This is a genomic window from Turneriella parva DSM 21527, assembly GCF_000266885.1.
Lineage (GTDB): Bacteria > Spirochaetota > Leptospiria > Turneriellales > Turneriellaceae > Turneriella > Turneriella parva.
The window spans coordinates 1,978,964-2,001,559 of sequence record NC_018020.1; the positions used below are offsets into that span (position 1 = coordinate 1,978,964).

Here is a 22,596-nt window from a genome sequence, read left to right on the forward strand (position 1 = left end):
CCACTTTACAACTGCCGGGCATTTTTTCCTTTACCCCCTGATTTTTGCGAACAGGCTAACCGCTCATGATACAAGACGTATCTGGAAAGCCAGTCAAACTTGCGTTCAGGCTGGCTGCTAGCACTTTAGCATGAAACAATCCAGGAGATTTCTATGTACAAATTTCGCTCAATAGCTGGTCTTTTTACGAGCCTGCTTGCGGTTTCAGTTTCGCCACTTATGGCGAGCGAAGCCGATCTTAAAATTCCCGACCTGGCTAGCAAGACCTTCTTAGGTGGGCTTGATGGCCGCACACTGCTGATACTAGGCCTTGCAACCTGCGTTCTCGGGCTTGTCTTCGGTCTCATTGAATTTGTCCGAGTCAAAAAATTGCCCGTACATAAAGTCATGCTAGAAGTTTCAGAACTCATCTACGAAACCTGCAAGACATATATGCTCACCCAGGGACGCTTTCTGGGCATTCTGTGGATTTTTATCGCGGCGATTATGATCTACTATTTTGGCTTTCTGGCGCAAGGTGGCAAAGACGCAACTGGCGCTGTTGTTCACGGCTACGGTGTTTCAAAGGTTCTGGCAATTCTCGCCTGCTCCATCGTGGGTATTGCGGGCAGCTATGGTGTCGCGTGGTTTGGTATTCGCATAAATACTTTTGCTAACTCGCGCACTGCATTCGCCTCGCTTACCGGCAAACCATTCGACGTGCATGCAATACCACTGCGGGCCGGCATGTCAATCGGCGTTCTGCTGATTTCGGTTGAGCTGCTACTCTTACTCGGTATTCTGCTGTTTATTCCCCCTGACTTTGCTGGCCCGTGCTTTATCGGCTTTGCAATCGGCGAATCGCTCGGTGCTTCAGCGCTGCGGATCGCAGGCGGTATCTTCACAAAAATTGCCGACATCGGTTCTGACCTCATGAAAATTGTTTTCAAAATCAAAGAAGATGATGCGCGCAACCCTGGGGTAATTGCTGACTGTGCTGGCGACAATGCGGGCGATTCAGTCGGCCCGACAGCTGATGGTTTTGAAACCTATGGCGTCACCGCTGTAGCTCTTATCTCACTCATTCTGCTTGCTGTGTTCCCTGATTTTCAGGTGCAATTGCTCGTTTGGATTTTCTCAATCAGCGTTGTCATGATTTTCGCTTCTCTGGGCTCATATTACATTAACGCGCTGATCTCTAACATGAAGTACAAGAAAGCAGAGAACTTCAATTTTGAACGTCCCCTTTCGACACTTGTCTGGCTGACTTCAATCATTTCAGTTGGTTGCACGTACCTCGTTTCATACCTGATAATTCCTGATCTTGGCGGCGGCACTCTCTGGTACAAGTTGGCAAGTATCATTTCATGCGGTACCCTCGCTGGCGCGGTAATCCCCGAAGTGGTAAAAGCTTTTACCTCGACTGAGTCAGGGCACGTGCGCGAAGTGGTGACTGCCTCTAAAGAAGGCGGCGCGTCGCTGAACGTGCTCGCCGGTCTTACAGCGGGTAACTTCTCTGCCTATTGGATGGGTATCACGATCGTCGCGCTTATGGGGCTGTCATATTACGTGTCGCTTCAGGGGCTTGGCCAGCTGATGAACCCCTATGCTGTTGTAGTCTTTGCATTCGGCCTCGTGGCTTTCGGCTTTCTCAGCATGGGCCCGGTTACAATTGCCGTCGATTCTTACGGCCCGGTAACTGACAACGCTCAATCTGTTTATGAGCTCTCATTGATAGAAAACGTGCCCAACATAAAGGCAGAAATCAAAAAAGACTACGGATTCGACCTCAATTTTGACAAAGCCAAATACTTTCTCGAAGCCAACGATGGCGCCGGTAACACGTTCAAAGCAACATCGAAGCCCGTGCTCATTGGTACGGCTGTCGTAGGCGCTACGGCCATGATCTTCTCGATTATCATGATGCTGACCAATAACTTCAACGACCAGGGCGCAATTGCAAAACTCTCGCTACTGCACGCACCGTTCTTGCTGGGTCTCATCACCGGTGGTGCGATTATTTATTGGTTCACAGGCGCTTCGATTCAAGCCGTATCCACCGGCGCGTACCGTGCTGTGGAGTTTATTAAAGCCAACATCAAGCTTGAAGGTGTCGAAAAAGCTTCGACAAAAGACAGCAAAGCGGTGGTTGAGATTTGCACAAAGTACGCACAGAAAGGTATGTTTAACATCTTTCTTGGGGTATTCTTCAGTACGCTGGGCTTTGCCTTTCTGAACGAATACTTCTTCATCGGGTACCTCATCTCGATCGCGATCTTCGGTCTTTACCAGGCAATCTTCATGGCCAACGCCGGTGGCGCTTGGGATAACGCCAAGAAACTTGTCGAAGTCGAGCTGAAGCAGAAGGGTACACCCCTGCACGATGCCTGCGTTGTGGGCGATACAGTCGGCGACCCGTTCAAAGACACTTCATCAGTGGCAATGAACCCGATCATTAAGTTCACGACTCTCTTTGGCCTGCTCGCGGTTGAACTTGCCGTTGAGCTGAAAAACCCCGATGGTTCAGCTGCTGCTATTCGCGGTATTCTCGCAGTTGCGTTTTTCGCTGCGAGCACTTTCTTTGTCTGGCGCTCATTCTACGGAATGCGCATCAAATCAGAAGCCGCAAAATAAGAGTTGTTCAGCCGGCGGTCTAATCGCCGGCAGAGAATCACTAAGGGCCCGCGCGCGCGGGCTTTTTTATTGCGCTAGTTCAGTTTTCAGCCGCCGCGCGCGCGCCTTCGTGTCATGCCGGGCGAGCAGGGTTCTGAGTCGGGCGCTGCGCTTTGCATCTTGGTGAAACGCCTTCGGGTCTTTTTCAAACTCTTTCCAGAGTTTCTCCATTTCGGCTTTTTCTTCTTCGGCTATACGTTCTTGCTTTAACTTAAACTGGGCATCGGGTATCGGTGCCGATCGGCTCGCCACATTTGCAGACTTCTTTTCTTCTGCCTTGTCGGCCATTGCGGGTGCTGCCGGTGCAACCGGCACTGCGCGCGGGCTTTCTTCTCGAGGCGCTCGTTCGCCTACAGACGCCAGTGCGCGGCCCTTCGCTATCGGTGCAGCCTCGGCGGCCGCCATCACGTCTTCAGGTATTTCGCGTTTTGCCATACCGCCAGCAGCGTCTTTCTGCTCGCGCAGGTCTGCTGCTTCTTTCGTTGGTGTAGGCTTGCTGGCTGCCAATTTCGGTGCTGTGGATTTCTTGCGTGCTACCGATGGCCGGCTCTCGTCGGCCTCTTCGCGCTCGACGTGATCCGTCTCTGGGATTACAGTGCCTGTCGGCCGATCGGGCTTGTTTTCAGCTGCTTTTTCAGTCATCGGACTCGTGGCCTGAACGACTGCGCTACGCTGCTCACGATTCATTTGAATCACGGTCGGCACGGCTACAGCGAGCAACACAGATGCCGCAATGCCATAACGCCATGAATCCACTTTTTTCCAGAAAGTCGAACCCGCTGCCTTCGATTGCGGCAGCTGCAGCAGTTTACCGTCTACGCCGTTGCGTGTAGGTTCGAATTTGTCGAGTTCTGCGCGCAGCTGCTTAAACTGTTCTTGCAGAAATTCTTCAAAGCGGGCATCGCTTGCTGTTGATTTTCGCGCCTTAGCCAAAGTAGTCTTCTCCGATACCGAGCTTTTCGAGTTTGGCCCTGAGCAGCGCCTTGGCCTGATTCATTCGCGACTTGACTGTACCCGTGTTCAGGCCCAGCGCTTCAGCAATGTCTTCGTAGCTCATGCTCTCAAAATAGCGCATCAAAATCAGTGGCTTATAGTTTTGGCCCAATTCATTCACCGCATCCATTAGATGCTGCGACATCTCAGAAAGTTCGATATTTTGTTCGGTGCTGGCCCGCGTGTCGGCAATCGTTGCGCCCTTGGCTTCGCTGATTTCGCCCGAAACCTCGCGCTTTTGCCGTCGCGTCACCTTGCGCTGCACATCATGGCAGTGATTAATGAGAATGCGCACGACCCAGGTATATTCGCTCGATTCGCTGCGAAATTGCTGCGCATTGCGCCCCGCCTTGATCAGGGCTTCTTGAACCGCATCTTCGGCGTCGCTGGTATTACGCAGCTGCGCGAGGGCAAGCCGAAACAGGCGGTCGCGGTAGGGCATGAGACGCGCCATGAAGTCTGCTGAGGCAATCGCAGCGAAAGCAATGGTGACAAGCTTAAGCAGGTACATCGGCTATTGCGTAGCGCGGGTCTTTGGCGCGCCCTGTCAAATCAAAATGCGGCCACAAAACGCGTTGACATCCGCCGTCGCTGGTTAAGCCGTTGGTATGCTGAAGCATTTGCATGGCCTTGGGTTATCTTGCCTTTTCTTAGGATTTATAACCCTGCTGGTTTCGTGCCGCAATGAAAAGCAGCTCGCCACTGCTAAGGCAAACGCCGTAGCCTATGGCCTCGCGCGCTGCGACTGTGAAAAGCAGCGCCGCAAAGAGCCCCAGGGCGACACGCGCGAGTGTACCGAGGCGATGGCCCGTGCGACGCGCTACCTGAACATCAACGTCGAATTCGGCAAATTCAACTCCGCCGCGACGGCCGAAATCGAAAAAGCAGGCAATGATGCATATGAAAAATGCCTGCAATCGGCAGCTCAAAAATAGGCTCCGAGAGGCCGATAATCTAAGGGTAGAGCCATGCCCGAAGCAGTCGTCAAATTTGTTCAGCAGAACCAACCATGGGTGGTTGCAGCAGGCATCGGTCTGCTGCTCTTTGTCGCGGCCATCGTTATACTCGTCGTGGCGCTCAAGCGGGCCCGTGGGCCCCGACCCGAACAAGCTGTGAAGGTGGCCGCAAGCGCCCCGGCAACCACCCAGACTCCGCCAGAGGTGGCTCAGCCCCGTGTCAGGCGCGCGCGGCTTTCGGTCGGTGATACCCCAAGCCCGTGGACTCAAGGCGTTTACGAACGCCATTCACCCGAGGCAAAGCTCGCGCGCATTCTGCCCGCCTTCGGTTTTGACATCGCAGGCACCATACACCGTTCGCAGAATGCTGAATTTGTCGATGCCACTGAACTTGCGGCGACTCTGCGCTATTGCAATACTGCCGTGGGGGTAGGTGTGCACGGTGCGTACGCGACGCTGCTCTTGTGGCACGTTGGTGATCCTCATTATGCGACGATGGTACTCAAAGTTGTCAGCCATGCGCAACTCGCCCATCAAGAAAAGGCTCTGATTCGCTTTCTGTTTCAAGACATCACCGGACACCCTTTCGCACCTCAAGACCTGCCGAAGCCGACGGGACGACAGAACCCGGCTTTTCAGGCATCCATAAGTCTCTATACCGAACCGCATATTTCGACACAGCGATGGTTAGAGTTGCAGCAACAATTACCCGCTGAGCTGCGACCGTACCACCAGATTGAAGTCTCACGCAAATCGCCTGCTCGGGTCATGTACCGTGAGTCGCCGACTAATCCCCTTTTCGCCGATGCGCTCTTTCACCAGAATCTTTCGACGCTGAGCCGTTACATGAGTACGAAACGCTGGCAGCGTCTCATGCAGTCGGGCAAAGCGGAGCAGTTTCGCAACTGGCTGGGCGCGCAGAAAATAGACTCGGTGTGCAAGGCTCTGCTCTTTATTGCTGACCCGGAAGTCTACGAAAAAGAAGACCTGAGCCCCGAACTCCGCCGCGAGATCGTGACGCTGCTCGACGAGCAAAACGTGCGCGAGTGGTTGTTTCAGGGGGGGCGTATGCCGCCGCTGGCCGAAAGGCGCCAGTACTTCAAATTCTTTTGCCTCTTTGGCCGCCACGGAGAGGCCGTACGCTGCTTCGCAACTCTCGGCGCGTTTCGCCGCGACCGCGCGCTGAGGCTCTACTACGCCCGCGCACTTTTTTCCGGCGAAATGCTGCACGAAGCATGGGCAGAGATGAGTTCGCTGCTCGCCGACTATCCGCGCGACGCAGCGGTCTTGAACGAGGCCGGCATCTATGCGCACCGGCTGGGCCGCTATGAAGAAGCAGCGCAGATCTTCGCAACAGCGCGTGGTATGTTTCCCGACGATGCGACGATTGCCTACAACGAAGCGGTCTTCACTGAACAGTACAGTAAATTGCAGGTAGAAGCGAAATGGTCTGCTGTACAGAAGTTGACAGCGCCCCCGGTCATCGAAGCATGAAGGTGAACAAATGTTTATTATTGTCCTTGACGGCCTGATGCGCGCCCATATTTAGCGCGCAGCCTCAGCCCTGTTCTCGTTTCATAACAGGCGTGGCCAGGGAGGATTTATGAAAGACACGGTTCTCGACGTACTCGTCATCGGCTCGGGTTTCAGCGGCATCGGTACTGCCATCAACCTCAAAAACAAAGGCATCACCAACTTCAAGATTGTCGACAAGGGCAAAGATTTCGGTGGCACCTGGCGCGATAATAAATATCCCGGCGCGGCCTGCGACGTGCCTTCGCACCTCTATTCATTCTCTTTCGAGCCTAATCCGAACTGGTCGCGCATGTTCGCAACTTCTGACGAGATCGAAGCCTACATGCTGGGCGTTGTCGCAAAGCACGGTTTGCGTGAAAAAGCCGAATTCGGCGTTACCGTCGAAGGCATGAAATTCGACGAAGCCAGCGGCGTCTGGAACGTCACCTGCAAAGGCGGCAAGACGATCGCCGCGCGCGTCGTCGTGTCAGCGATGGGGGCCCTGTCGAACCCATCGATACCGAAGATCGAAGGTTCTGATTCTTTCAAAGGCGAAATTCTGCACACCGCGCGCTGGCGAAAAGATGTAAACATTAAGGGCAAGAAAGTTGCGGTCGTCGGCGGTGGCGCAAGCGCGATTCAGCTCGTGCCGGCAATTGCCCCTGAGGTCAAAGAACTCACGGTGTTTCAGCGCACCCCTTCGTGGATTATCCCCAAACCCGATTACGACATCGCCGAATGGGAAAAGACTATCTACCGGGCACTACCCTTTGTGCAGTCGATTCGCCGCAACACAATCTATGCGATCACCGAAATGTTCGGTGCAGGCATTGTCTTCAACACACCGATGACGACGGCGCTCGAGCGCCTGGCGCGCTTCAATATCGAGCGCACGATTAAAGACCCGGCGCTGCGGGCGAAGGTGACTCCCGACTATCGTTTCGGCTGCAAGCGCATGCTCATCTCAAACGACTGGTACCCTGCGCTTGTGCGGGATAACGTCGAACTCGTTGCCGCTCCCGTGACGAAAATAAATCCTCACGGTGTTGAATCGAACGGAGAGAAGTTTGATGCGGATGTATTAATTTACGCAACCGGCTTTGAAGTGCCAAAAGCGGGCGTGCCTTTTCCCGTGACCGGCGCCCGCGGCCATAACCTCAATAACGACTGGGCGGCAGGCGCCGAGTCATACCTCGGCATCAATGTGCATGGCTTTCCGAATTTGTTTTTTTGCATGGGCCCCAACACCGGCCCCGGTCACACGTCGGTTCTGGTCTACACCGAGCCGCAGTACCGCTACATCGCGTCGGCGGTGTCGCGTATGCTGACCGAAGGCCTGCAGAGCATCGAGGTTAAGGCCGAGAAACAGGCAGAATTCACGCGCTTCATCGACGAGCGCATGAAGGTCACCAACTGGACCGCAGGTTGCAAAAGCTGGTACCTCACCGATAGCGGGCGCAACACGACGCTTTACCCTGGATTCGCGGGCGAATACGTCATCAAAGCGAGCACATTTCATCTCGATGATTTTGACGTGGTGAAAAAGTCCGATATAGAGCGCAAACAAGTGGCGTGAGATGTTCCATTTGCCCCGGGTTTTAACCCGGGGCAAATGGAATACGTCGAAAATCATCGACGCGTTGTCTCCGATATTTATTGTAGCGTTCGCTACAATAAATATCGGAGGATACATGAGAGAAGTCTACATCATCGGTGCGCATGAAACCGAACACGGAAGTTTTAAAGAAAAGAACTTTCGCCATCTGATTGCCGAAGCCGGTAACGGGGCTATCCACGACGCAGGTATCGACCGCAAAGAGATTCAGGCGCTCTACCTGGGTAACTATAACGGCAACGGTCTCAATAACCAGAATACCATGGCGGCGCTTGCCGCGACCTCGATCGGTATGCCGCACGCGGCGACGCTGCGTTTTGAAGCGGCCTGCGCATCGGGCGGAGTTGCCTTTCGCAATGCGATGATCGCTGTGGGTGCAGGCGTCTATGACACCGTGATGGTGATGGGCGTAGAGAAGATGAACGTTCCCCCCGAAGAATTGCCTTACGAAGACCAGATGAAGGCCGCGCTCTCAGGTGTGGATTATCTGTATGAAGCCGGTTCGGGCATGAACGGTTCGACCATGTTCGCGATGTTCGCACACCGCCACATGCACGAGTTCGGCACCACCCGCCTGCAGCTGGCACAAGTTGCAGAAAAGAACAAGTACCATGGTTCTCTGAATCCTTACGCTTACAAACAGCGCGAAATTCCACTCGAAAAAATTCTGAAGTCGCCGATGATTGCATCGCCCTTCAGCGCGCAAGAAGTCTCGCTGATTACCGACGGCGCGGCTGCGGTGATTATCACGACCAAAGACCGTGCGAAAGCACTCGGTAAAAAGAATGCGGTGAAAGTCATGGGCTCGGGCCATGGCGGTGCGTCGTTCAGCGTTGCGTTTCGCGCAAAGCACACCGAATCAGAAGCGACAAAGGCCGCAGCGGCCGAGGCTTATAAGATGGCGAACCTCAAACCCTCTGACATCTCGGTTGCTGAGTGCCACGATTGCTTCAGCTTTACCGAAATCATGAACGTCGAAGACCTCGGTTTTACCGAAAAAGGCAAAGGCGGATTTTTTGCGGCAGAAGGCCATTCACGGCTCGGCGGCAAATTACCCATCAACACATCAGGTGGCCTCACCGCCAAGGGACATCCGATCGGTGCGACGGGTGTCGGCCAGATCGTTGAGATGACCTGGCAGCTTCAGGATAAATCTGACAAACGCCAGGTGAAAGATGCGAAGTTTGCACTGACGCACGTTCTCGGTGGCCCCGCATCGGTTTCAACAGTTCACATTTTGGGAAGAGGTGATATATGAACACTAGTGGTGAGCTTGGTCGAACCATACCAGCCGTTAAATGCAAAGACTGCGGTACGCCGCACCCGAAAGGTATCGCCGCATGCCCTGCCTGCGGTTCGATGAACCTCGAAGACTATGAGGCAAGAGGCACGGGGGCGATCTACACGTACTCGGTGAACACGTTCGTGCCGATGGGCAAGCACAAGGCGCGTGCGCCCTACTGCATGGCCGTCGTCGAAACGGATGACAAGATGCGGATCACGGCAATCGTCGAGATGCCCGACGCGAATACCGCAAAGATCGGCGACAAGGTGCAGTTTAAGGCATACGAAGACAAACTGACGCCCATATTTGAAAGGGTCTAAGATGATTCGCGCGAAGCGCGAATCATCTTAGACCAAGACACCTTTGCAAAATCTGCACAGGCCCGGTGAGAAATCCCGGGCCTTTTTCGTGGGCTTTGTTAGTTAATAAAGTCAACCCATACACCAGCACGAATGTGGTAATTACCACGAACATCCAGCCGAAGAGGGTCGGCAGGCCTGGCAGATAGTTAGTCACCAGGCGCAGCACCTGTGGGTGTATCAGGTAGACGCTGAAAGTGAGGGGGGCTATTCTCTCCGCACCTCTCCCCAAGGGAGAGGTGCGGAGAGAATGCAACCACCAGATGACAACCAGCGCATAGAACATGACACTTGGGCGCGAGAAGTGGTTGTAATAATCTACCGGGGTGCCCTGCCACGAGTAATGGATGTATTCCAATAAGACGATTGCCTGCGCGGCAATGAGGGCGATGTTGATGGCGACGCGATGCACCGGGCGGGGTGGTTCTATCGCATGCAACACACCCAGCATGAAGTAGGGCAGCCAGTAGACCACGAACGAAGCATGCCAACCCGGATGCGCCGCTCCCAGTTTGCCGAGCAGAATTTCAGAGCTGCCTTTGTAGAGAAGACCCGAGACCAGAATCAGAGCGAGCCACGTTGCGAAGGTGAAAGCAGTCGTTTTCTGGCGCGCAAACCCTGAAAGCAGCGGAAAAAGCAAATAACACTGTGCGAGAATCACGAGAAAGTAGAGGTGGTAATCAGCGCCACCGGTGCGCAGTTTGGTCGCTATGGAAATCCATAGCTCGTTTGCCGGGCCATTGTAGCTATGGAATTCCAGTACCAGGGCCAGACCTGAGAAAAACAGGTAGGGTACAAGAATTGTGGGTAATCGCCGGCTGAGAAATGTGAGCCAGGTTCTGAAGATACCTGAATCCTCATTTTGCTTTTGCGAGATGGTTAAACCGTAGCCTGAAAAGTATATGAAAAGCGGTACGCTGAAGCGCGCCCACTGGTTCACGACAACGCTGAGAAAATCGAGTGAATTGAAATCGTGCGCCGAAGCGAAACGCGTTTCAGATTGGCTCGTCGCGTGAATGCCGACGACGGCGATTGCGGCAATGATTTTGTAAAGATCGGTCAGCGAACGGGGCATGCACAGACTTTCGAATTGGCGATGGCAACGTAAACTATTTCGCTTGTCCGCGCAGCTTCGCTCGCAGGCGATACAACATGCATGTTTTTATTACCGGCGCCGCAACGGGTATTGGCGAAGCGACAATTGACGCGGTTTTCGAAAAAGTGCCTTCTGCCGGCTTCACAATTGCTGACAAGAACCAACAGGCACTGCAGGCCGTTTGCGAAAAGCTGACGCGGCGCGGGGTGCATAACCACGGCATCGCCTGCGATCTCACCGAACTCGACGCAATTCCGGACATTGTGAAAAGGGCGCGGGAGCAGATGGGCGAGATTGAGCTGCTCATCAACAATGCCGGTGTGATGCTCGTCGAAGACTTCGCGACCATGAGCTGGCAAAAGGCGATGCTGACGATTAACCTCAATCTGCTCGCACCCGCGCGCCTCATGAAAGAGGTGCTGCCGTCGATGCTCGAACGCGACAAAGGGGGAGTTATCAATATCGCCAGTATGGCAGGCAAAACGCTGATGCACGGCTGTTCATGGTATGGCGCTTCAAAAGCGGGCATCGGACAAATTTCTGAAATCACGGGTATGGAAGTTGAAGGTTCGAATGTGCATATTCTGACTGTTTATCCGGGGCCAATTGACACGAATCTCGCAGCAGGGGCGCGGGCGAATCTCGAAGAAAATTTCGCTGCGCGCGTCATGCCGGTGGGTGACCGTGAGACTCTCGCCAGAAAAATGGTGAAGGCATTCTTTGATAAACAAGATGTGCTTGCGTACCCCGAAATATACGACACGGCGCGTCACTTTCACACTCTTTCGGCCTGGTTTGCGCGCAGGTTCTCGCCGCGTACGCGCTGACATAACATCTCTGGCCATTGGCCAGAGATGTTATGTCTCTTGTGACAGTGCTTTTTACTCATGTAACTCATTGCTCCCCACCGAGAATATAGGGTGGACCTGAGCATACGCGTATACGAAAAAGACGGAGAGTTTGTGGCTTCATGCCCTGAGCTCGATGTGTATACCTATGGCCAGAATGCCGAGCAGGCACGCGCGCGCCTCAAGCATGTCATTGCTTTTTATGCAGACACGGCGCAAGACCTCGGTTACAAAATCGACGCGACCGAACTGCTCTCGAGTTTTCAGAAGCCTGCACAGGCGCGCACAGAATCTTTTCTGAATTAAACGAACGCCTTGGGTTCAGGCAAAGCCCGAAATCAAGCGGTTTGTTCTCTTCTCAGTGCGCTGAGAAGCATACCGCACATTACCAGATAGACAACCAGCGAGGTGCCACCGTTTGACACAAGTGGCAGGTTGATGCCTTTTGTCGGCAAGAGCCCCATTGTGACGCCGCTGTTGATAGTAACCTGAATAATCAGGCTCAGCAAAATACCTGTGGCCACGAGCCGCATGAACGTGTCGCGCAGCCGAGAGGCCAGCACAATACCGTATACGCCGATGACAAAGTAGGTCGCGAGTAGAAATATGACGCCGAGCGCGCCCAGGTCTTCGGCGACGATTGCCAGAATGAAGTCGGTATGGCGCTCTTGCAGATGGTGGCGCACCAGTTCTTCGCCGAGGCCTCGCCCGGTGAGCCCGCCGGCGAGAAACGCCTTCATCGAGGCGACGAGCTGAAAGCCCGCGTCGTAGCGTGCTTCCCATGGGTCGAGAAACGCCTTGATGCGGCTGAGTCGAAAAGGGGTCTTCAGAATAACGTACGCGACTGTCGCGACCGCGGCCCCGAGTGCGGCGAACTGCATCGTCAGCGGGTACCGCGTGAAGAATAGCAGGCTTAATGCCACCAGCACGAGGTGAATCGCTGTGCCGAGATCTTGTTCGATCGCGATGAGAAATGCCGGCAACACAATTAACCCGAGAGTCGTGAAGCTGAGGCGAAGGTCTACCTCAGTTGCCTGCGAGTAGACGCGAGCCAAAACAAGAATGAGTGCAATTTTCGCAAAGTCTGACGGCTGAATAGAAAGGCCTGCAATGACAATCCACCGGTTAGCGCCGCCCGCCCGTCGGCCGATGCCGGGCACAAAAACCAACACGAGCAGCACGAGGGTCACGGCATAGATCGGCCAAACCCAATGGCGAAAATTTTCGAGGTCGATCTGCGTCATCGCAACCATGCCGAGAAAACCGATGAACGCTGCGAAAGCCTGCTTCTTCAAAAAGAAATAAGGGTCGCTGAACTGCTCGCGCGCCATGAATGATGACGAAGCAAGCAGAATATTGAGGCCGAACACCACGAGCGCAATGATCAGACCGAAAAGAAAAAGATCAGTAGGGTTCACCTGCGTACTTTGCCGCGCGGCGTTGAACCCGGCCCGTTCGTGTCTCAAGTCGCCGCCGCCGCGACGGCAGTTTCTCCGGCGCGCATTTTTGCCTCGCGTTCTGCGAGCAGCAGTGCACCGATCACGTCGCCGAGTTTACCTTCCATAATCTGGTCGAGATTATGCGCGGTGAAGTTGATGCGGTGATCGGTGACCCTGTTCTGCGGGTAGTTATACGTTCTGATCTTTTCGCTGCGATCACCCGAGCCGACCTGTGCCTTTTTCTCGGTTGCGTATTTTTCCTGGCTTTCGCTGCGCTGCTTCTCGACCAGTTTCGACATCAGCGCCTTCATTGCTTTTGCGCGGTTCTTGATCTGTGATTTCTCTTCTTGGCAGCCGACGACGATGCCGGTGGGTAAGTGCGTGATGCGCACCGCCGATTCTGTTTTGTTCACGTGCTGGCCGCCCGAGCCCGAAGAACGAAACACGTCGATACGCAGATCGCCCGGGTCGATCTTGATCTCATCTTCGTCGGCTTCGGGTATGACAGCCACGGTCACCGCAGAGGTGTGAATACGCCCGTTGGCTTCGGTGGCCGGTATACGCTGCACCCGGTGCGTGCCGGCTTCCAGGTGCAAAAGGTCGTATGCCCGCTCGCCGAGCACCAGCAAAATGGCCTCTTTGACTCCGCCGACGCCGGTTTCGGTGAATTCTTGCACTTCATAGCGAATGCCTTCGCTGTCGAAATAGCGCGTGTACATGCGAAACAGGTCGCGCACAAATAAACCGGCTTCGTCGCCGCCGGTGCCGGCGCGTATCTCGAGGTAGACGTTCTTGCCCGCATCGGCGTCTTTGGGTATAAGTTCAAGCTGCAGTTCTTCTGACAGGTTATTGAACTGTTCTTTCAGCGCTTTCAGCTCGCGCCCGAGCTCGGCTTTCATCTCTGCGTCTTTTTCACTCTGCCAGCCGCTGTCGCATTCGGCGATCTGTGTTTTCAACGCCAACCAGGTCTCAGAAAGTTCGGCTGTCTTTGCCAAACGCGCCCGCTCGCGTGACAGTTCGGTGAGGCGTTTGTTGTCGGCTGTAACCTGCGGGTCAGAGAGACGCTCCTCAACTGCTTTGAAGGTCGCCACAATCGAGCGCAGGTTGTTTTCATTTAGTTCTGCCATAGGTATTTCTTTGTTTGTGTTGAGGCTTCGCCTCAACACAAACATTTATTTCTTTGCTCCCACCCGGAGTCGAACTGGGGTCTTCGCCTTAGGAGGGCGCTGCTCTATCCATCTGAGCTATAGGAGCAGGAATCGAAGCTCAAACTCATTAACGAGAGGTGCGGGCAATCATATATTGAATCGCCAGCTCGAGCGCACGACCCCGATGGCTCACCATGAGTTTAGTGTCTTCGGGCACTTCACCCCAGGTGCGCGTCTCACCTTCGGGAACAAAAATGGGGTCATAACCAAAACCCAATTCGCCCCGCCGCGACGCGGCAACAAGACCCCTGTGCCTGCCAAAAAAATAAATAGGATTGCTTTCGTCTTGCATTACGACCGCACAGGCGACAAACTGCGCCGCCCGTTTTGCGCCAGGTATCGCCGCAAGCGATGTCAGAATTTTCTCACACCGCTCTTTATCTGTCAGCGCGTAGCGCGCCGAATAGACGCCGGGTGCATTGCCCAGCGCAGCAACCTCGAATCCCGAATCTTCGGCCAGTACCCATGGACGGGTTAGGGCCGACGCCGCCACGGATGGCGCCTTCGCGGCGGCCAAGACCCACGGACGGGTTAGGGCCGACGCCGCCACGCCTGCCCTGAGCGCCGTCGAAGGGGATGGCGCCTTCGCGGCGGCCAAGACCCACGGACGGGTCAGGGCCGACCCTGCATTACCCTGTACCAATCGCGCGAGGGCTTTGGCCTTAATGAGAGCATTTTCGGTATAGGTGCTGCCCGTCTCATCGGCTTTGTAGCTGCTGCGAATTTCTGCAGGCAAATCGGCGACGCACTTGAGTTGCACCCCCGGCATTCTGATGTCGAAAATCCGCTTCATCTCGTGAACCTTGCCGGGGTTTTCGGTTGCAAGGTAGACGATCATTGTTGGCCACCTTCGGGGTTGTGAACCTGCAGGCTGTAGATACGCGTGTCGCGCAGGCGCTTGTCGATTTTGCGCGCACCAGGAAACAGTTCTTCGAGGTAATGCCAGAATGCGGGCGAGTGGTTACGGTGCCTGGTGTGCGCCAGCTCATGGCAGATAACGTAGTCGCGCACGTCTTGCGGTGCGAAGAGCAGCCTGCCGTTGAGCATAATGCGGTCGTCGTGCGTGCAATAACCCAGACGCGATTTCTGCACCCGGACAAAAACATCTTTGACCTTGATCTGGTGCTGGTTTGCCAGTTCGTGCGCGCGCGCGATGAGATCAGCTGAACCGAATCGCATGAGTTGCGCGAGCAGATACTTTTCGAGCTGGGTGTGCAGCTTTATGCTGTTGGCGGCTTCGAAAAACTGCGGTGCCAGCCAGAAAGTCGCTGCCTGCGCTGTCTTTTCGCGGTTCACGCGGTATTGGGGGTACACAAGGTGCATGTCTTGCTCGATGCGCAGTACAAAATGTTCGTATTGCGCCTGAGAACCCGGGGTAATCGCCTGCACCCTGTGCAGAGCTCGCTCGCGCGCCCTTGCTTTCTGCATCCAGTCGCGGCGCGATTCGATAAACTGCCGGATAAAACTTTCGGGACAGTCGGCCGGTACCGAAAGCACGAACGCCCCCTGCGGGGTGAACTTCAGTGAAGCAGTGGTGCGGCGACGCGCCGAGCGGACGACTTCGACGTGAAAGGCATCGCCCGACAGCGCTGTGCCGCCGCTGTGCAGTGGGTTCGTGGTCTTGTCGGTATCAGTCGTCATGCGCGAGTACAAAGATGCGTGAAAGCAGGTCGTGGTCTTGCAGTTTCTTATTCAAAACCTGCAGTATAAAGCGGCGGTTATAGCGTTTCGAAAAATGGGTGAGTACAATCTTTTCGTTTTTGAAGAGATGCGCGTGCGCGATAATCTCATCGAGATGTATGTGGCCCCATTCGCGTGCGCGCGCCACCGGGCGCTTGTCGTCAATATACGTGCACTCAATGAAAAGCACGGTCGCCTCGCGCGCAGCCTGATTGTCTTGCAGAAACTCGATGGTCGTGTCGCCTGAAAAAGCGAAGATCGGAATATCACGGTCTTCAAAAATTGCTTCACCGCGGTCTTTCATGCGCTTGATCTCACGTCCGTTTACTGTGAGGTATTCGTCTTTGAGTTTTCTCGTTTTGCGCACCAGCGCGTAACCGCGGCAGGGCACCCGGTGGCTTGAGGCGAGAGCGCGTACATAAAGATCTTTGCGCACCGGTATCTCATCACCTGGTGAGAGACCCTTGAGCGCCACGGGATATTCAAACCCTTCGATTTTTTGCCAGAGGTGTAGAATTTCACGGAGCGGCGCAACGATCTCGGCGGGGCAATAAATCTCTGGCGGCGGCAGGTGCCTGAGGCTGCGCTGGCTGATGTAATAAGGCAGACCCGCAGAATGATCGAGGTGACCGTGCGTGAGAAAGACCCGCGGCATGTCGATTAGCCCGTCGGGGCATCTGCCTGTGTCAAAGGCGAGCTGAAACGCGGGCAAAATATAACAGGTTTCAATGCCACCGCGACCGATCGCGTTGACGGCAATATCTTTGTGGCGAAAATCGATCACCGCGGTTATAGAGGGGCGAGAAACGGCAGGCCGATCTGCAGATTCTTTTTGTGAATGTGGATCGCCATTTTACATTCGAGTTGCTCGGGCTTTGAAAAGGCTTCGTGCACAATTTCGTAGCGGTAACCACGCTTTGCCATGGCCTGGTCGAGGTTTTTCAGAATCGCCGCCGATTCTGCGACATAAAACTCGCGCGGCGGGTAATAACGCGGGTCGAGCGTTGTCTTTTGAATGCCTTCGCGGGGTATCGTGGCGCCGTGCAGCAGCCGCATCTGCACTGCGTCACCGATCAGCCAGCGGTAGAGACCCATGATGCGCGCATTCGTGCAGGCATTGTCGAAAAGTACGCGCTTGATCTCCATAGGCGCGCGAATTTTTTCATCGATTAGCGAGAGGTTTATCTCTTGCGGGTTGAGTTGATTCGCCTCAGCCGCCAGAATATCTGCCAGTGGGTACCCATTGTGCGGTTTGCGCGCCTTGATGAGGGTCTGCTGTTCACCGCTGTACTTCAAGAACTCTTCATTGTCAAAATTCTCGTCGATCACCGGGGGAAAAAAGTGCGCCTTGGGGTCGAGAGGCTTCGAGAAGTCGAGCGCGAGGCCAAATGAGACAATCTGGTACGTCACCGGATCAAGAAAGCCCTCTTGCACCCGATCAAGCGGACCGATGTACGTGATTTGCGGTGGCTTCGGGCTACAGGCCGAAAGCAGCAAAACAGCGCAACAAATGAGCGGTGCGATGAAAGAAGCTTTGAGGCCCATCGTTTTGGCAGGCTGGCTCATGTGACATAACTCTGGCAAGCCCTGCCTCAGCGTGGCAAGCCGAAATTAAAACCTGAATCCGGCGAAAAGACGCGATCGCGGGTTTTCGCCGCGGCCTTACTCAAAGAGGCTTTTTGCTTGACCCAAAAAGTTTTGTGTTGGGTCTGCACCGTACACTCGGCCCGTAACGTGTTATTGCCTCTGGCAGTTTCTGCAGGCCGCGCCTATACCGATTCGAAAGGGGACCTTTATGGAATATGTCAAGCTCAACGTCAAAACTTATGTAGAAGCGATTCAACAGTCGTTTAAGAAGAATGCACAGCGCATCGCCGTACGCTTTCGTGAAGGCAGCGAAGAATTCAAAACGCTGACCTATGCGCAGCTCGAGAAAGAGGTAAACCTCGTCGCCGCGGGCCTCGCCGCGATCGGCGTAAAGCCCAAAGACCACATCGGCCTCATCGCTGACGTCAGCCATTATTGGATTACCGCCAACCTCGCGATTCAGCTCAACGGTGCCGCAGACGTGCCCCGCGGTACAGACTCGACGGGCCCTGAAATTGCATACATTCTCGACCACTCGGGCAGCAACGTCGTTTTCGTGCATAACGCCGACCAGGTGAAGAAGATTGAAACGGCTCTGAAGAAGTTTAAACTCAAGGTCAAAAAATATATCGTGCTCAACGACCAGAAAACGGCAAAGGGTTCGAATGTCATGACACTCAGCGAGCTCAAGGCCGAAGGCGAAAAGCTCGTGAAGAAAGGTGGCAAGGCCCTCGCAGATTTTGAATCACGCGCTGGCAAGGTAGCTCCTTCTGATCTTTCATGTCTCGTCTACACTTCGGGTACCACCGGTGAACCCAAGGGTGTGATGCTCAGCCACGGCAACTTTGCTTCGCAGATGCGCACGATACCTGAAGTTCTGAAAATTGGCCCGACCGACAGCGGTTTGACGCTGCTGCCACCGTGGCACGTGTTTGGTCGCATCACCGAAATGATGTTCATCGCAATCGGTGCATCGATTACGTACACCGACATCAAACACATCGGCGACGACATGCGCTCGATTAAGCCGACATACGTGCCCGCGGTACCCCGCATTTGGGAAGGCATTTACAACAAAATTATCGGCAATGTGAAGAAGGCCGGCAAAGAACCGATCTTCAACAAGTTCAAGGCAGCCGCGCTCAAATATAACCACTTCGTGTCGATGCTCACCGGCAAAGAAAAACTGCCGATCGGGCGCAACATTGTGTCGGCGATCGGCGCGCGTATCGTTGGCCTCTTCGGCGCAATCGTCTGGTTTATACCCAAAAAGCTCGGCGATATTCTGGTTTTCAAAAAAGTGCTCGCGGCAACCGGCGGTAATCTGAAGGCTTCTCTCTCGGGCGGTGGAGCTCTGCCGTCTTACATCGACGATTTCTTTCGCGCCATCGGCGTCCGTATTCTTGAAGGTTATGGTCTCACAGAAACATCACCGGTGCTTTCTGTTCGCCGCATGGAGCGCTTGATTCCTGGAACAGTTGGCCCGCTGATTGCCCATACCGAATATAAACTCATCGACCTCGAAGGCCGCGATGTCACACGCATTCCCGGTGCGAAAGGCACACTGCACGTGCGCGGGCCGCAGGTGATGCAGGGTTATTATAAGAACCCGAAAAAGACTGCAGACGTTCTGACACCAGACGGCTGGTTCAATACCGGCGACCTTGTTGTCTTCAACCATTCGGGTGAAATCAGTATTGTCGGCCGCTCAAAAGATACGCTCGTTCTCGTGGGCGGTGAAAACGTCGAGCCGACGCCGATCGAAGAAAAAATGAAAGAGAGCGAGTTTATCGATCACGTGATGCTCGTTTCACGTGCCTTCGGCGAAGACCAAAAAGTATTGGGTGCACTCATTGTGCCCAATGCAGACAACCTCGCAGACTGGGCGAAGAAAAACGGCGTTTCGGGTGATTTTGCGGCTCTCATTAAAGATCCTAAAGTTCACGCGATGTATCGTCACGAGATCAACAAATACATCAACTCAGAAAACGGCTTCAAGAACTTTGAAAAGGTTGGAGTGTTCACGCTGCTGAAAAAACCATTCGAGCAGGGCGACGAACTCAACAACACGCTCAAAGTGCGCCGCCACATCGTCAGTGAGAAATACGAGAAGCTCATCGACGACATGTACGCCGACGCGAAATAACACAGGTCATGCTGACCTCGATCATCATTGACCGGGTCGGCAATACCAATGTCTTCAACATTGTTCAAGACGGGGGCGTCGGTAACCCGGCGCTAAAGGCAAACGAGCGGCTGCAGTCGATCATCGATGATGACCTCATCGGCGAATACCTCGAAGAACTCGGCCGCATTGCCAATATTTCACGCTCGCTTTCTTCGCTGCCGCGGGGCAGTGAAGAGAGCCAGGCATTAATCTTTCAGCACCTAAACCTGAGCCACAAGCTGCGCGAAATCGGCGAGGCGCTCTTTAAGCAGTTCTTTCCGCTACCGCTGCAAGAGTTTATTCGCGACTCTCAGCAGAGTTATCTTTATTTTCACGTCGACGCAGCGCTCGCTTCACTGCCGCTCGAAATTCTGCACGACGGTTCAGCCTTCTTGTGGGAAAAATTCTTTGTCGGCAAAGCCATCAAAGGGCAGGATATTTCGCTCAGCGACTTTCACCCGCGTGAAATTATCAATATGCTGATTATTGCCGACCCGCGCGAAGACCTTGATTGGGCCCGGCGCGAAGGCGAAATGCTGTTCGAGCACCTGGGCGCATTTGTCAGCCCAAAAAAGATTAATCTGACACTCATAGGCGGCAAGACCGTCACGAAGCTGAATATTCTGAACGCCATACTCGACAAAGACATAATCCATTTTGCCGGGCATTTGCATTACAGCGGCAACCCCGACGAAAATGGCTGGCTATTGGCCGATGGCAAGATACTCTATGCGCGCGAATTCAAGATGAGCGGCGCTCAGCCCAAGCTGATCTTCTGCAATTCATGCCTCAGCGCGCGCTCGGGCCAACAGGAGAATGACGCCTCGTGGTATGCGCATTTCGCTGCGGCCTTTATTCGCGCCGGGCGAACCAGCTACGTCGGTACCAACTGGGAACTTCCCGACCGGCAGCCCACGCTTGAATTTACGACGCAGTTTTATGACAATATTTTTCAGGGCAAGAGTCTCGGCGAATCGTTACAGCAGAGCCGCTCGTTTGCGCGTGAACACTTTTCTCTTAATGATCTGACATGGGCTTCTTACCTGCTCATGGGTAACCCGATGCAGACGGTATTCAGGGCTGATTCGCTGCTGCCCGACGTCACGCGTAACATGCTCGACGCCGAAGATGTTATCATGCATTATCCTTTCCCGATTGCTGAGGCCTTTGAAAAGTTCTACCGCATTTTCAGCGCCGAAGAGCAGGCGGGGCAAGCGGGCAGCGAAGCGCGGCTCAAATCACTCTTCTACCTCTTCACGCAGTGCCTGTTCTTTTTGTCGGGTTTGGTGCTGGCGAACTATCGCCTCTTTAACTTTCCCAAGCCGATTGCATTTCCTTTTCCGAATGCTGAGAAGACGCTCGCTGCCATGTTTTCTGCCCTAGGTGCCGTGCGCGCAATTAAGGCGCAGACCCTGGCGGTGAACTTGCTCGAGACGCTCTATATTCACAAAGACAATCTCGAAAAGGTGGCGACTCTGCAGAAGCGCTATCGCTCGGGCGCGTTGCGCGAGGCAGAATTTGAAACCTATGCTATCACGGTACAATATCTGCTCGAATCATTACTGATAGATCTGGATTTTCTGCGCCACTATGGGTTCTATATGATTGTCGAGCCAGGCCATCGCCAGCTGAGTTTTCAAGGTGTAGAGCGGCACCATGCACATCGCGACATTATTCTGCCCACACAGGCGAACGCGATGACGTACACCGAATTGCTCGAAAAAACCTCGTATCTTGTCGGCCGCTGTGTCTTCTATTCGCCGGTGAAAAAAACTTTTCTCGACCTTTCGCCTTTTATGCGCATCAGCGCCGAAGAAGATGGTTCGTACAGTTTTGGCTTTACCAAGGCAGGGGCGGCGGCCGAAACCGCGGCCTCAGGCGCGGCATCTGCAGCGATAGCAAAAAAAGCGCGCAGTCGCCAGACAACCTGACTCTTCAAGGCAGCGACTCGAGCGCCCTGCGCAATCTATTGCCTGCCTCACGAAAGTTTGCCTTCCATTCTGCGCGGGCATCGGGGCCGATGACGTTCGTTACACAGAGCACGGCAGTGAAGTCGATACCGTTATCGCGGCAGAATAGCGCGAGCGAGGCGGCCTCCATATTTTCGACAATCGGGCGCGGGTAAGACGTGGGGATATACCCCAAATCTCGGGCAAACTTTTCTGCGCTGAGACTGAGGCCGTGATTCTGCAAGACGGTCGCTGCCGGTAAATTCATTGGCGGCAGTGCACGCCGGGTTTCGCCGCAGTGCGCCATAAATTCGGGCAGCTCTTCATGCGCTATCGAAGGGTATGCAAAGTGCTGGCAGGCAAAAACCTTAAGCACCTCGTTTCGATCTAACGAGCCACAACTGCCCGCGAGCACGACGCGCGCCGGTTTGTTCTGGGCAACCAGCGCAGAAAATTGCGCCAGAGATTTGAACTGGCCGACGCCCAGCGCGTGTGTTTGAAATCCTGCTTTTGAAAAACTGGCAAAACCGGGAATTTCTTTCTCGTGCGCAACACAGAGCCAAAGCATTAGGTTTTATCTTTGAGATAGTTGTCGATGATCAGGTGCACGAAGTAGATGACTGGGGTGACGGCGACGGCGATCAGCAGTTTGTAAAAATAGTTTGAGGTGGCGACCGCGATAAATTCGCTGTAGGTCCACTTGCCGGGCAAAACGAAGGCGATGTAGAGTACAATAAACGTATCAACGAGCTGGCTGACAACCGTGCTGCCGGTTGCGCGCAGCCAAAGGTGCCGGTGGCCTGTGCGCAGTTTTAACTGGTGAAAAACGAAAAAATCGAGAAACTGCCCGACCGCAAATGCCACGAGTGAACCGATGATAATGCTCTGGCCGGTGCCGAAGACGACGTTAAAGTTTTCGTCGCTGATCGCCGAAAACGACGCTGCATGCGTATTGCCCATAAAATAAAGCGCAACGAATACATACGAAATGAGCACGATCGTCAGCAATGTGACGCGGCGCACACCGGCCATGCCGTAATATTCATTTATCACGTCGGTCATGATGAAGACGACCGGCCATACGAGTACGCCGACCGATAGGTTCGCGACCGTGCTCTGCCAGAAGAGCATCGCCGGAATCTGGAACGTGAAGATTTTGCCGCCGACCATCTCGGCGAGAATCGCATTCGTGACAAAGAAGCCCGCGAGCGTAATGTAGAGCTTCTCTTTGCGACTCATATTTACTC

At 54.2% G+C, this 22,596-nt stretch carries 21 protein-coding genes and 1 tRNA gene; 10 read left to right on the forward strand and 12 right to left on the reverse strand.

Going from position 1 to position 22,596, the window contains the following annotated elements; all coding sequences use genetic code 11:
- Positions 1–153: 153 nt before the first annotated feature.
- A complete protein-coding gene (locus TURPA_RS09560) occupies positions 154–2,613 on the forward strand; it encodes a sodium-translocating pyrophosphatase (protein WP_014803097.1) in 2,460 nt (819 codons plus the stop codon).
- A gap of 66 nt (positions 2,614–2,679) precedes the next feature.
- On the opposite strand, the gene TURPA_RS09565 is transcribed toward TURPA_RS09560, so the two are convergent.
- Both TURPA_RS09565 and TURPA_RS09570 read right to left on the reverse strand, forming a co-directional pair.
- A complete protein-coding gene (locus TURPA_RS09565) occupies positions 2,680–3,585 on the reverse strand; it encodes a hypothetical protein (RefSeq protein ID WP_014803098.1) in 906 nt (301 codons plus the stop codon).
- Positions 3,578–4,156: an RNA polymerase sigma factor gene (locus tag TURPA_RS09570; RefSeq protein WP_014803099.1), complete on the reverse strand. Its 579-nt coding sequence runs from the start codon at positions 4,154–4,156 to the stop codon at positions 3,578–3,580. The genes TURPA_RS09565 and TURPA_RS09570 overlap by 8 nt, the downstream gene beginning before the upstream one ends.
- 97 nt (positions 4,157–4,253) lie before the next feature.
- Here TURPA_RS09570 and TURPA_RS09575 point away from each other — a divergent pair, with 97 nt between their 5' ends.
- The 5 genes from TURPA_RS09575 to TURPA_RS09595 all read left to right on the forward strand — a co-directional run bounded on the left by TURPA_RS09575 (position 4,254) and on the right by TURPA_RS09595 (position 9,336).
- Complete coding sequence (locus tag TURPA_RS09575) at positions 4,254–4,580, forward strand: hypothetical protein (protein WP_014803100.1); 327 nt, start codon at positions 4,254–4,256, stop codon at positions 4,578–4,580.
- 33 nt (positions 4,581–4,613) lie between these two features.
- Positions 4,614–6,095 (forward strand): tetratricopeptide repeat protein, encoded by a 1,482-nt coding sequence (locus TURPA_RS09580; protein ID WP_014803101.1) that lies wholly within the window; start codon positions 4,614–4,616, stop codon positions 6,093–6,095.
- Positions 6,096–6,204: 109 nt separating this feature from the next.
- Positions 6,205–7,692: a flavin-containing monooxygenase gene (locus TURPA_RS09585; RefSeq protein WP_014803102.1), complete on the forward strand. Its 1,488-nt coding sequence runs from the start codon at positions 6,205–6,207 to the stop codon at positions 7,690–7,692.
- 115 nt (positions 7,693–7,807) lie between these two features.
- Positions 7,808–8,989: a thiolase C-terminal domain-containing protein gene (locus tag TURPA_RS09590; RefSeq protein ID WP_014803103.1), complete on the forward strand. Its 1,182-nt coding sequence runs from the start codon at positions 7,808–7,810 to the stop codon at positions 8,987–8,989.
- Positions 8,986–9,336: a Zn-ribbon domain-containing OB-fold protein gene (locus TURPA_RS09595; protein ID WP_014803104.1), complete on the forward strand. Its 351-nt coding sequence runs from the start codon at positions 8,986–8,988 to the stop codon at positions 9,334–9,336. The genes TURPA_RS09590 and TURPA_RS09595 overlap by 4 nt, the downstream gene beginning before the upstream one ends.
- A gap of 22 nt (positions 9,337–9,358) precedes the next feature.
- Here the strand turns inward: TURPA_RS09595 and TURPA_RS09600 are convergent, their stop codons facing one another.
- A complete protein-coding gene (locus TURPA_RS09600; RefSeq protein ID WP_014803105.1) occupies positions 9,359–10,450 on the reverse strand; it encodes an acyltransferase in 1,092 nt (363 codons plus the stop codon).
- A gap of 77 nt (positions 10,451–10,527) precedes the next feature.
- Here TURPA_RS09600 and TURPA_RS09605 point away from each other — a divergent pair, with 77 nt between their 5' ends.
- Positions 10,528–11,298, forward strand: a complete 771-nt coding sequence (locus tag TURPA_RS09605) for an SDR family NAD(P)-dependent oxidoreductase (RefSeq protein WP_014803106.1) — start codon at positions 10,528–10,530, stop codon at positions 11,296–11,298.
- A gap of 93 nt (positions 11,299–11,391) precedes the next feature.
- Positions 11,392–11,625: a type II toxin-antitoxin system HicB family antitoxin gene (locus TURPA_RS09610; RefSeq protein ID WP_014803107.1), complete on the forward strand. Its 234-nt coding sequence runs from the start codon at positions 11,392–11,394 to the stop codon at positions 11,623–11,625.
- Between the two features lie 32 nt (positions 11,626–11,657).
- Here TURPA_RS09610 and TURPA_RS09615 read toward each other — a convergent pair whose 3' ends face one another.
- The 7 genes from TURPA_RS09615 to TURPA_RS09645 all read right to left on the reverse strand — a co-directional run bounded on the left by TURPA_RS09615 (position 11,658) and on the right by TURPA_RS09645 (position 17,212).
- Complete coding sequence (locus TURPA_RS09615; protein ID WP_014803108.1) at positions 11,658–12,785, reverse strand: FtsW/RodA/SpoVE family cell cycle protein; 1,128 nt, start codon at positions 12,783–12,785, stop codon at positions 11,658–11,660.
- Complete coding sequence (prfA, locus tag TURPA_RS09620) at positions 12,782–13,885, reverse strand: peptide chain release factor 1 (RefSeq protein WP_157210456.1); 1,104 nt, start codon at positions 13,883–13,885, stop codon at positions 12,782–12,784. The genes TURPA_RS09615 and prfA overlap by 4 nt, the downstream gene beginning before the upstream one ends.
- 54 nt (positions 13,886–13,939) lie before the next feature.
- Positions 13,940–14,012 (reverse strand) — tRNA-Arg (locus TURPA_RS09625).
- A 21-nt stretch (positions 14,013–14,033) separates the two neighbouring features.
- On the reverse strand, positions 14,034–14,804 hold the full coding sequence (locus tag TURPA_RS21700; RefSeq protein WP_014803110.1) for a non-canonical purine NTP pyrophosphatase: 771 nt from the start codon (positions 14,802–14,804) through the stop codon (positions 14,034–14,036).
- The gene (locus tag TURPA_RS21705) at positions 14,801–15,607 is read right to left on the reverse strand and encodes a M48 family metallopeptidase (RefSeq protein ID WP_014803111.1); all 807 of its coding nucleotides are present in this window, start codon (positions 15,605–15,607) and stop codon (positions 14,801–14,803) included. Before TURPA_RS21705 ends, TURPA_RS21700 begins: the two co-directional genes overlap by 4 nt.
- Positions 15,597–16,430: an MBL fold metallo-hydrolase gene (locus TURPA_RS09640; RefSeq protein WP_014803112.1), complete on the reverse strand. Its 834-nt coding sequence runs from the start codon at positions 16,428–16,430 to the stop codon at positions 15,597–15,599. The genes TURPA_RS21705 and TURPA_RS09640 overlap by 11 nt, the downstream gene beginning before the upstream one ends.
- A gap of 5 nt (positions 16,431–16,435) precedes the next feature.
- Positions 16,436–17,212: a hypothetical protein gene (locus TURPA_RS09645; RefSeq protein WP_014803113.1), complete on the reverse strand. Its 777-nt coding sequence runs from the start codon at positions 17,210–17,212 to the stop codon at positions 16,436–16,438.
- A 229-nt stretch (positions 17,213–17,441) separates the two neighbouring features.
- On the opposite strand from TURPA_RS09645, the gene TURPA_RS09650 reads away from it, so the two are divergent.
- Positions 17,442–19,379 (forward strand): AMP-dependent synthetase/ligase, encoded by a 1,938-nt coding sequence (locus TURPA_RS09650; protein WP_014803114.1) that lies wholly within the window; start codon positions 17,442–17,444, stop codon positions 19,377–19,379.
- 8 nt (positions 19,380–19,387) lie between these two features.
- Positions 19,388–21,331 (forward strand): CHAT domain-containing protein, encoded by a 1,944-nt coding sequence (locus TURPA_RS09655; protein WP_014803115.1) that lies wholly within the window; start codon positions 19,388–19,390, stop codon positions 21,329–21,331.
- 4 nt (positions 21,332–21,335) lie between these two features.
- Here TURPA_RS09655 and TURPA_RS09660 read toward each other — a convergent pair whose 3' ends face one another.
- Positions 21,336–21,917 (reverse strand): phosphorylase family protein, encoded by a 582-nt coding sequence (locus TURPA_RS09660; RefSeq protein ID WP_014803116.1) that lies wholly within the window; start codon positions 21,915–21,917, stop codon positions 21,336–21,338.
- Positions 21,917–22,588: a queuosine precursor transporter gene (locus TURPA_RS09665; protein WP_014803117.1), complete on the reverse strand. Its 672-nt coding sequence runs from the start codon at positions 22,586–22,588 to the stop codon at positions 21,917–21,919. Before TURPA_RS09665 ends, TURPA_RS09660 begins: the two co-directional genes overlap by 1 nt.
- Positions 22,589–22,596: the final 8 nt, after the last annotated feature.

Coding starts and splice junctions, on each gene's coding strand:
- TURPA_RS21700 (WP_014803110.1), bottom strand. CDS start 14,804: ATGATCGTCTACCTTGCAACCGAAAACCCCGGCAAGGTTCACGAGATG.
- TURPA_RS09595 (WP_014803104.1), top strand. CDS start 8,986: ATGAACACTAGTGGTGAGCTTGGTCGAACCATACCAGCCGTTAAATGC.
- TURPA_RS09560 (WP_014803097.1), top strand. CDS start 154: ATGTACAAATTTCGCTCAATAGCTGGTCTTTTTACGAGCCTGCTTGCG.
- TURPA_RS09660 (WP_014803116.1), bottom strand. CDS start 21,917: ATGCTTTGGCTCTGTGTTGCGCACGAGAAAGAAATTCCCGGTTTTGCC.
- prfA (WP_157210456.1), bottom strand. CDS start 13,885: ATGGCAGAACTAAATGAAAACAACCTGCGCTCGATTGTGGCGACCTTC.
- TURPA_RS09605 (WP_014803106.1), top strand. CDS start 10,528: ATGCATGTTTTTATTACCGGCGCCGCAACGGGTATTGGCGAAGCGACA.
- TURPA_RS09655 (WP_014803115.1), top strand. CDS start 19,388: ATGCTGACCTCGATCATCATTGACCGGGTCGGCAATACCAATGTCTTC.
- TURPA_RS09665 (WP_014803117.1), bottom strand. CDS start 22,588: ATGAGTCGCAAAGAGAAGCTCTACATTACGCTCGCGGGCTTCTTTGTC.
- TURPA_RS09570 (WP_014803099.1), bottom strand. CDS start 4,156: ATGTACCTGCTTAAGCTTGTCACCATTGCTTTCGCTGCGATTGCCTCA.
- TURPA_RS09600 (WP_014803105.1), bottom strand. CDS start 10,450: ATGCCCCGTTCGCTGACCGATCTTTACAAAATCATTGCCGCAATCGCC.
- TURPA_RS09580 (WP_014803101.1), top strand. CDS start 4,614: ATGCCCGAAGCAGTCGTCAAATTTGTTCAGCAGAACCAACCATGGGTG.
- TURPA_RS09645 (WP_014803113.1), bottom strand. CDS start 17,212: ATGAGCCAGCCTGCCAAAACGATGGGCCTCAAAGCTTCTTTCATCGCA.
- TURPA_RS09650 (WP_014803114.1), top strand. CDS start 17,442: ATGGAATATGTCAAGCTCAACGTCAAAACTTATGTAGAAGCGATTCAA.
- TURPA_RS09590 (WP_014803103.1), top strand. CDS start 7,808: ATGAGAGAAGTCTACATCATCGGTGCGCATGAAACCGAACACGGAAGT.
- TURPA_RS09585 (WP_014803102.1), top strand. CDS start 6,205: ATGAAAGACACGGTTCTCGACGTACTCGTCATCGGCTCGGGTTTCAGC.
- TURPA_RS09575 (WP_014803100.1), top strand. CDS start 4,254: ATGCTGAAGCATTTGCATGGCCTTGGGTTATCTTGCCTTTTCTTAGGA.
- TURPA_RS21705 (WP_014803111.1), bottom strand. CDS start 15,607: ATGACGACTGATACCGACAAGACCACGAACCCACTGCACAGCGGCGGC.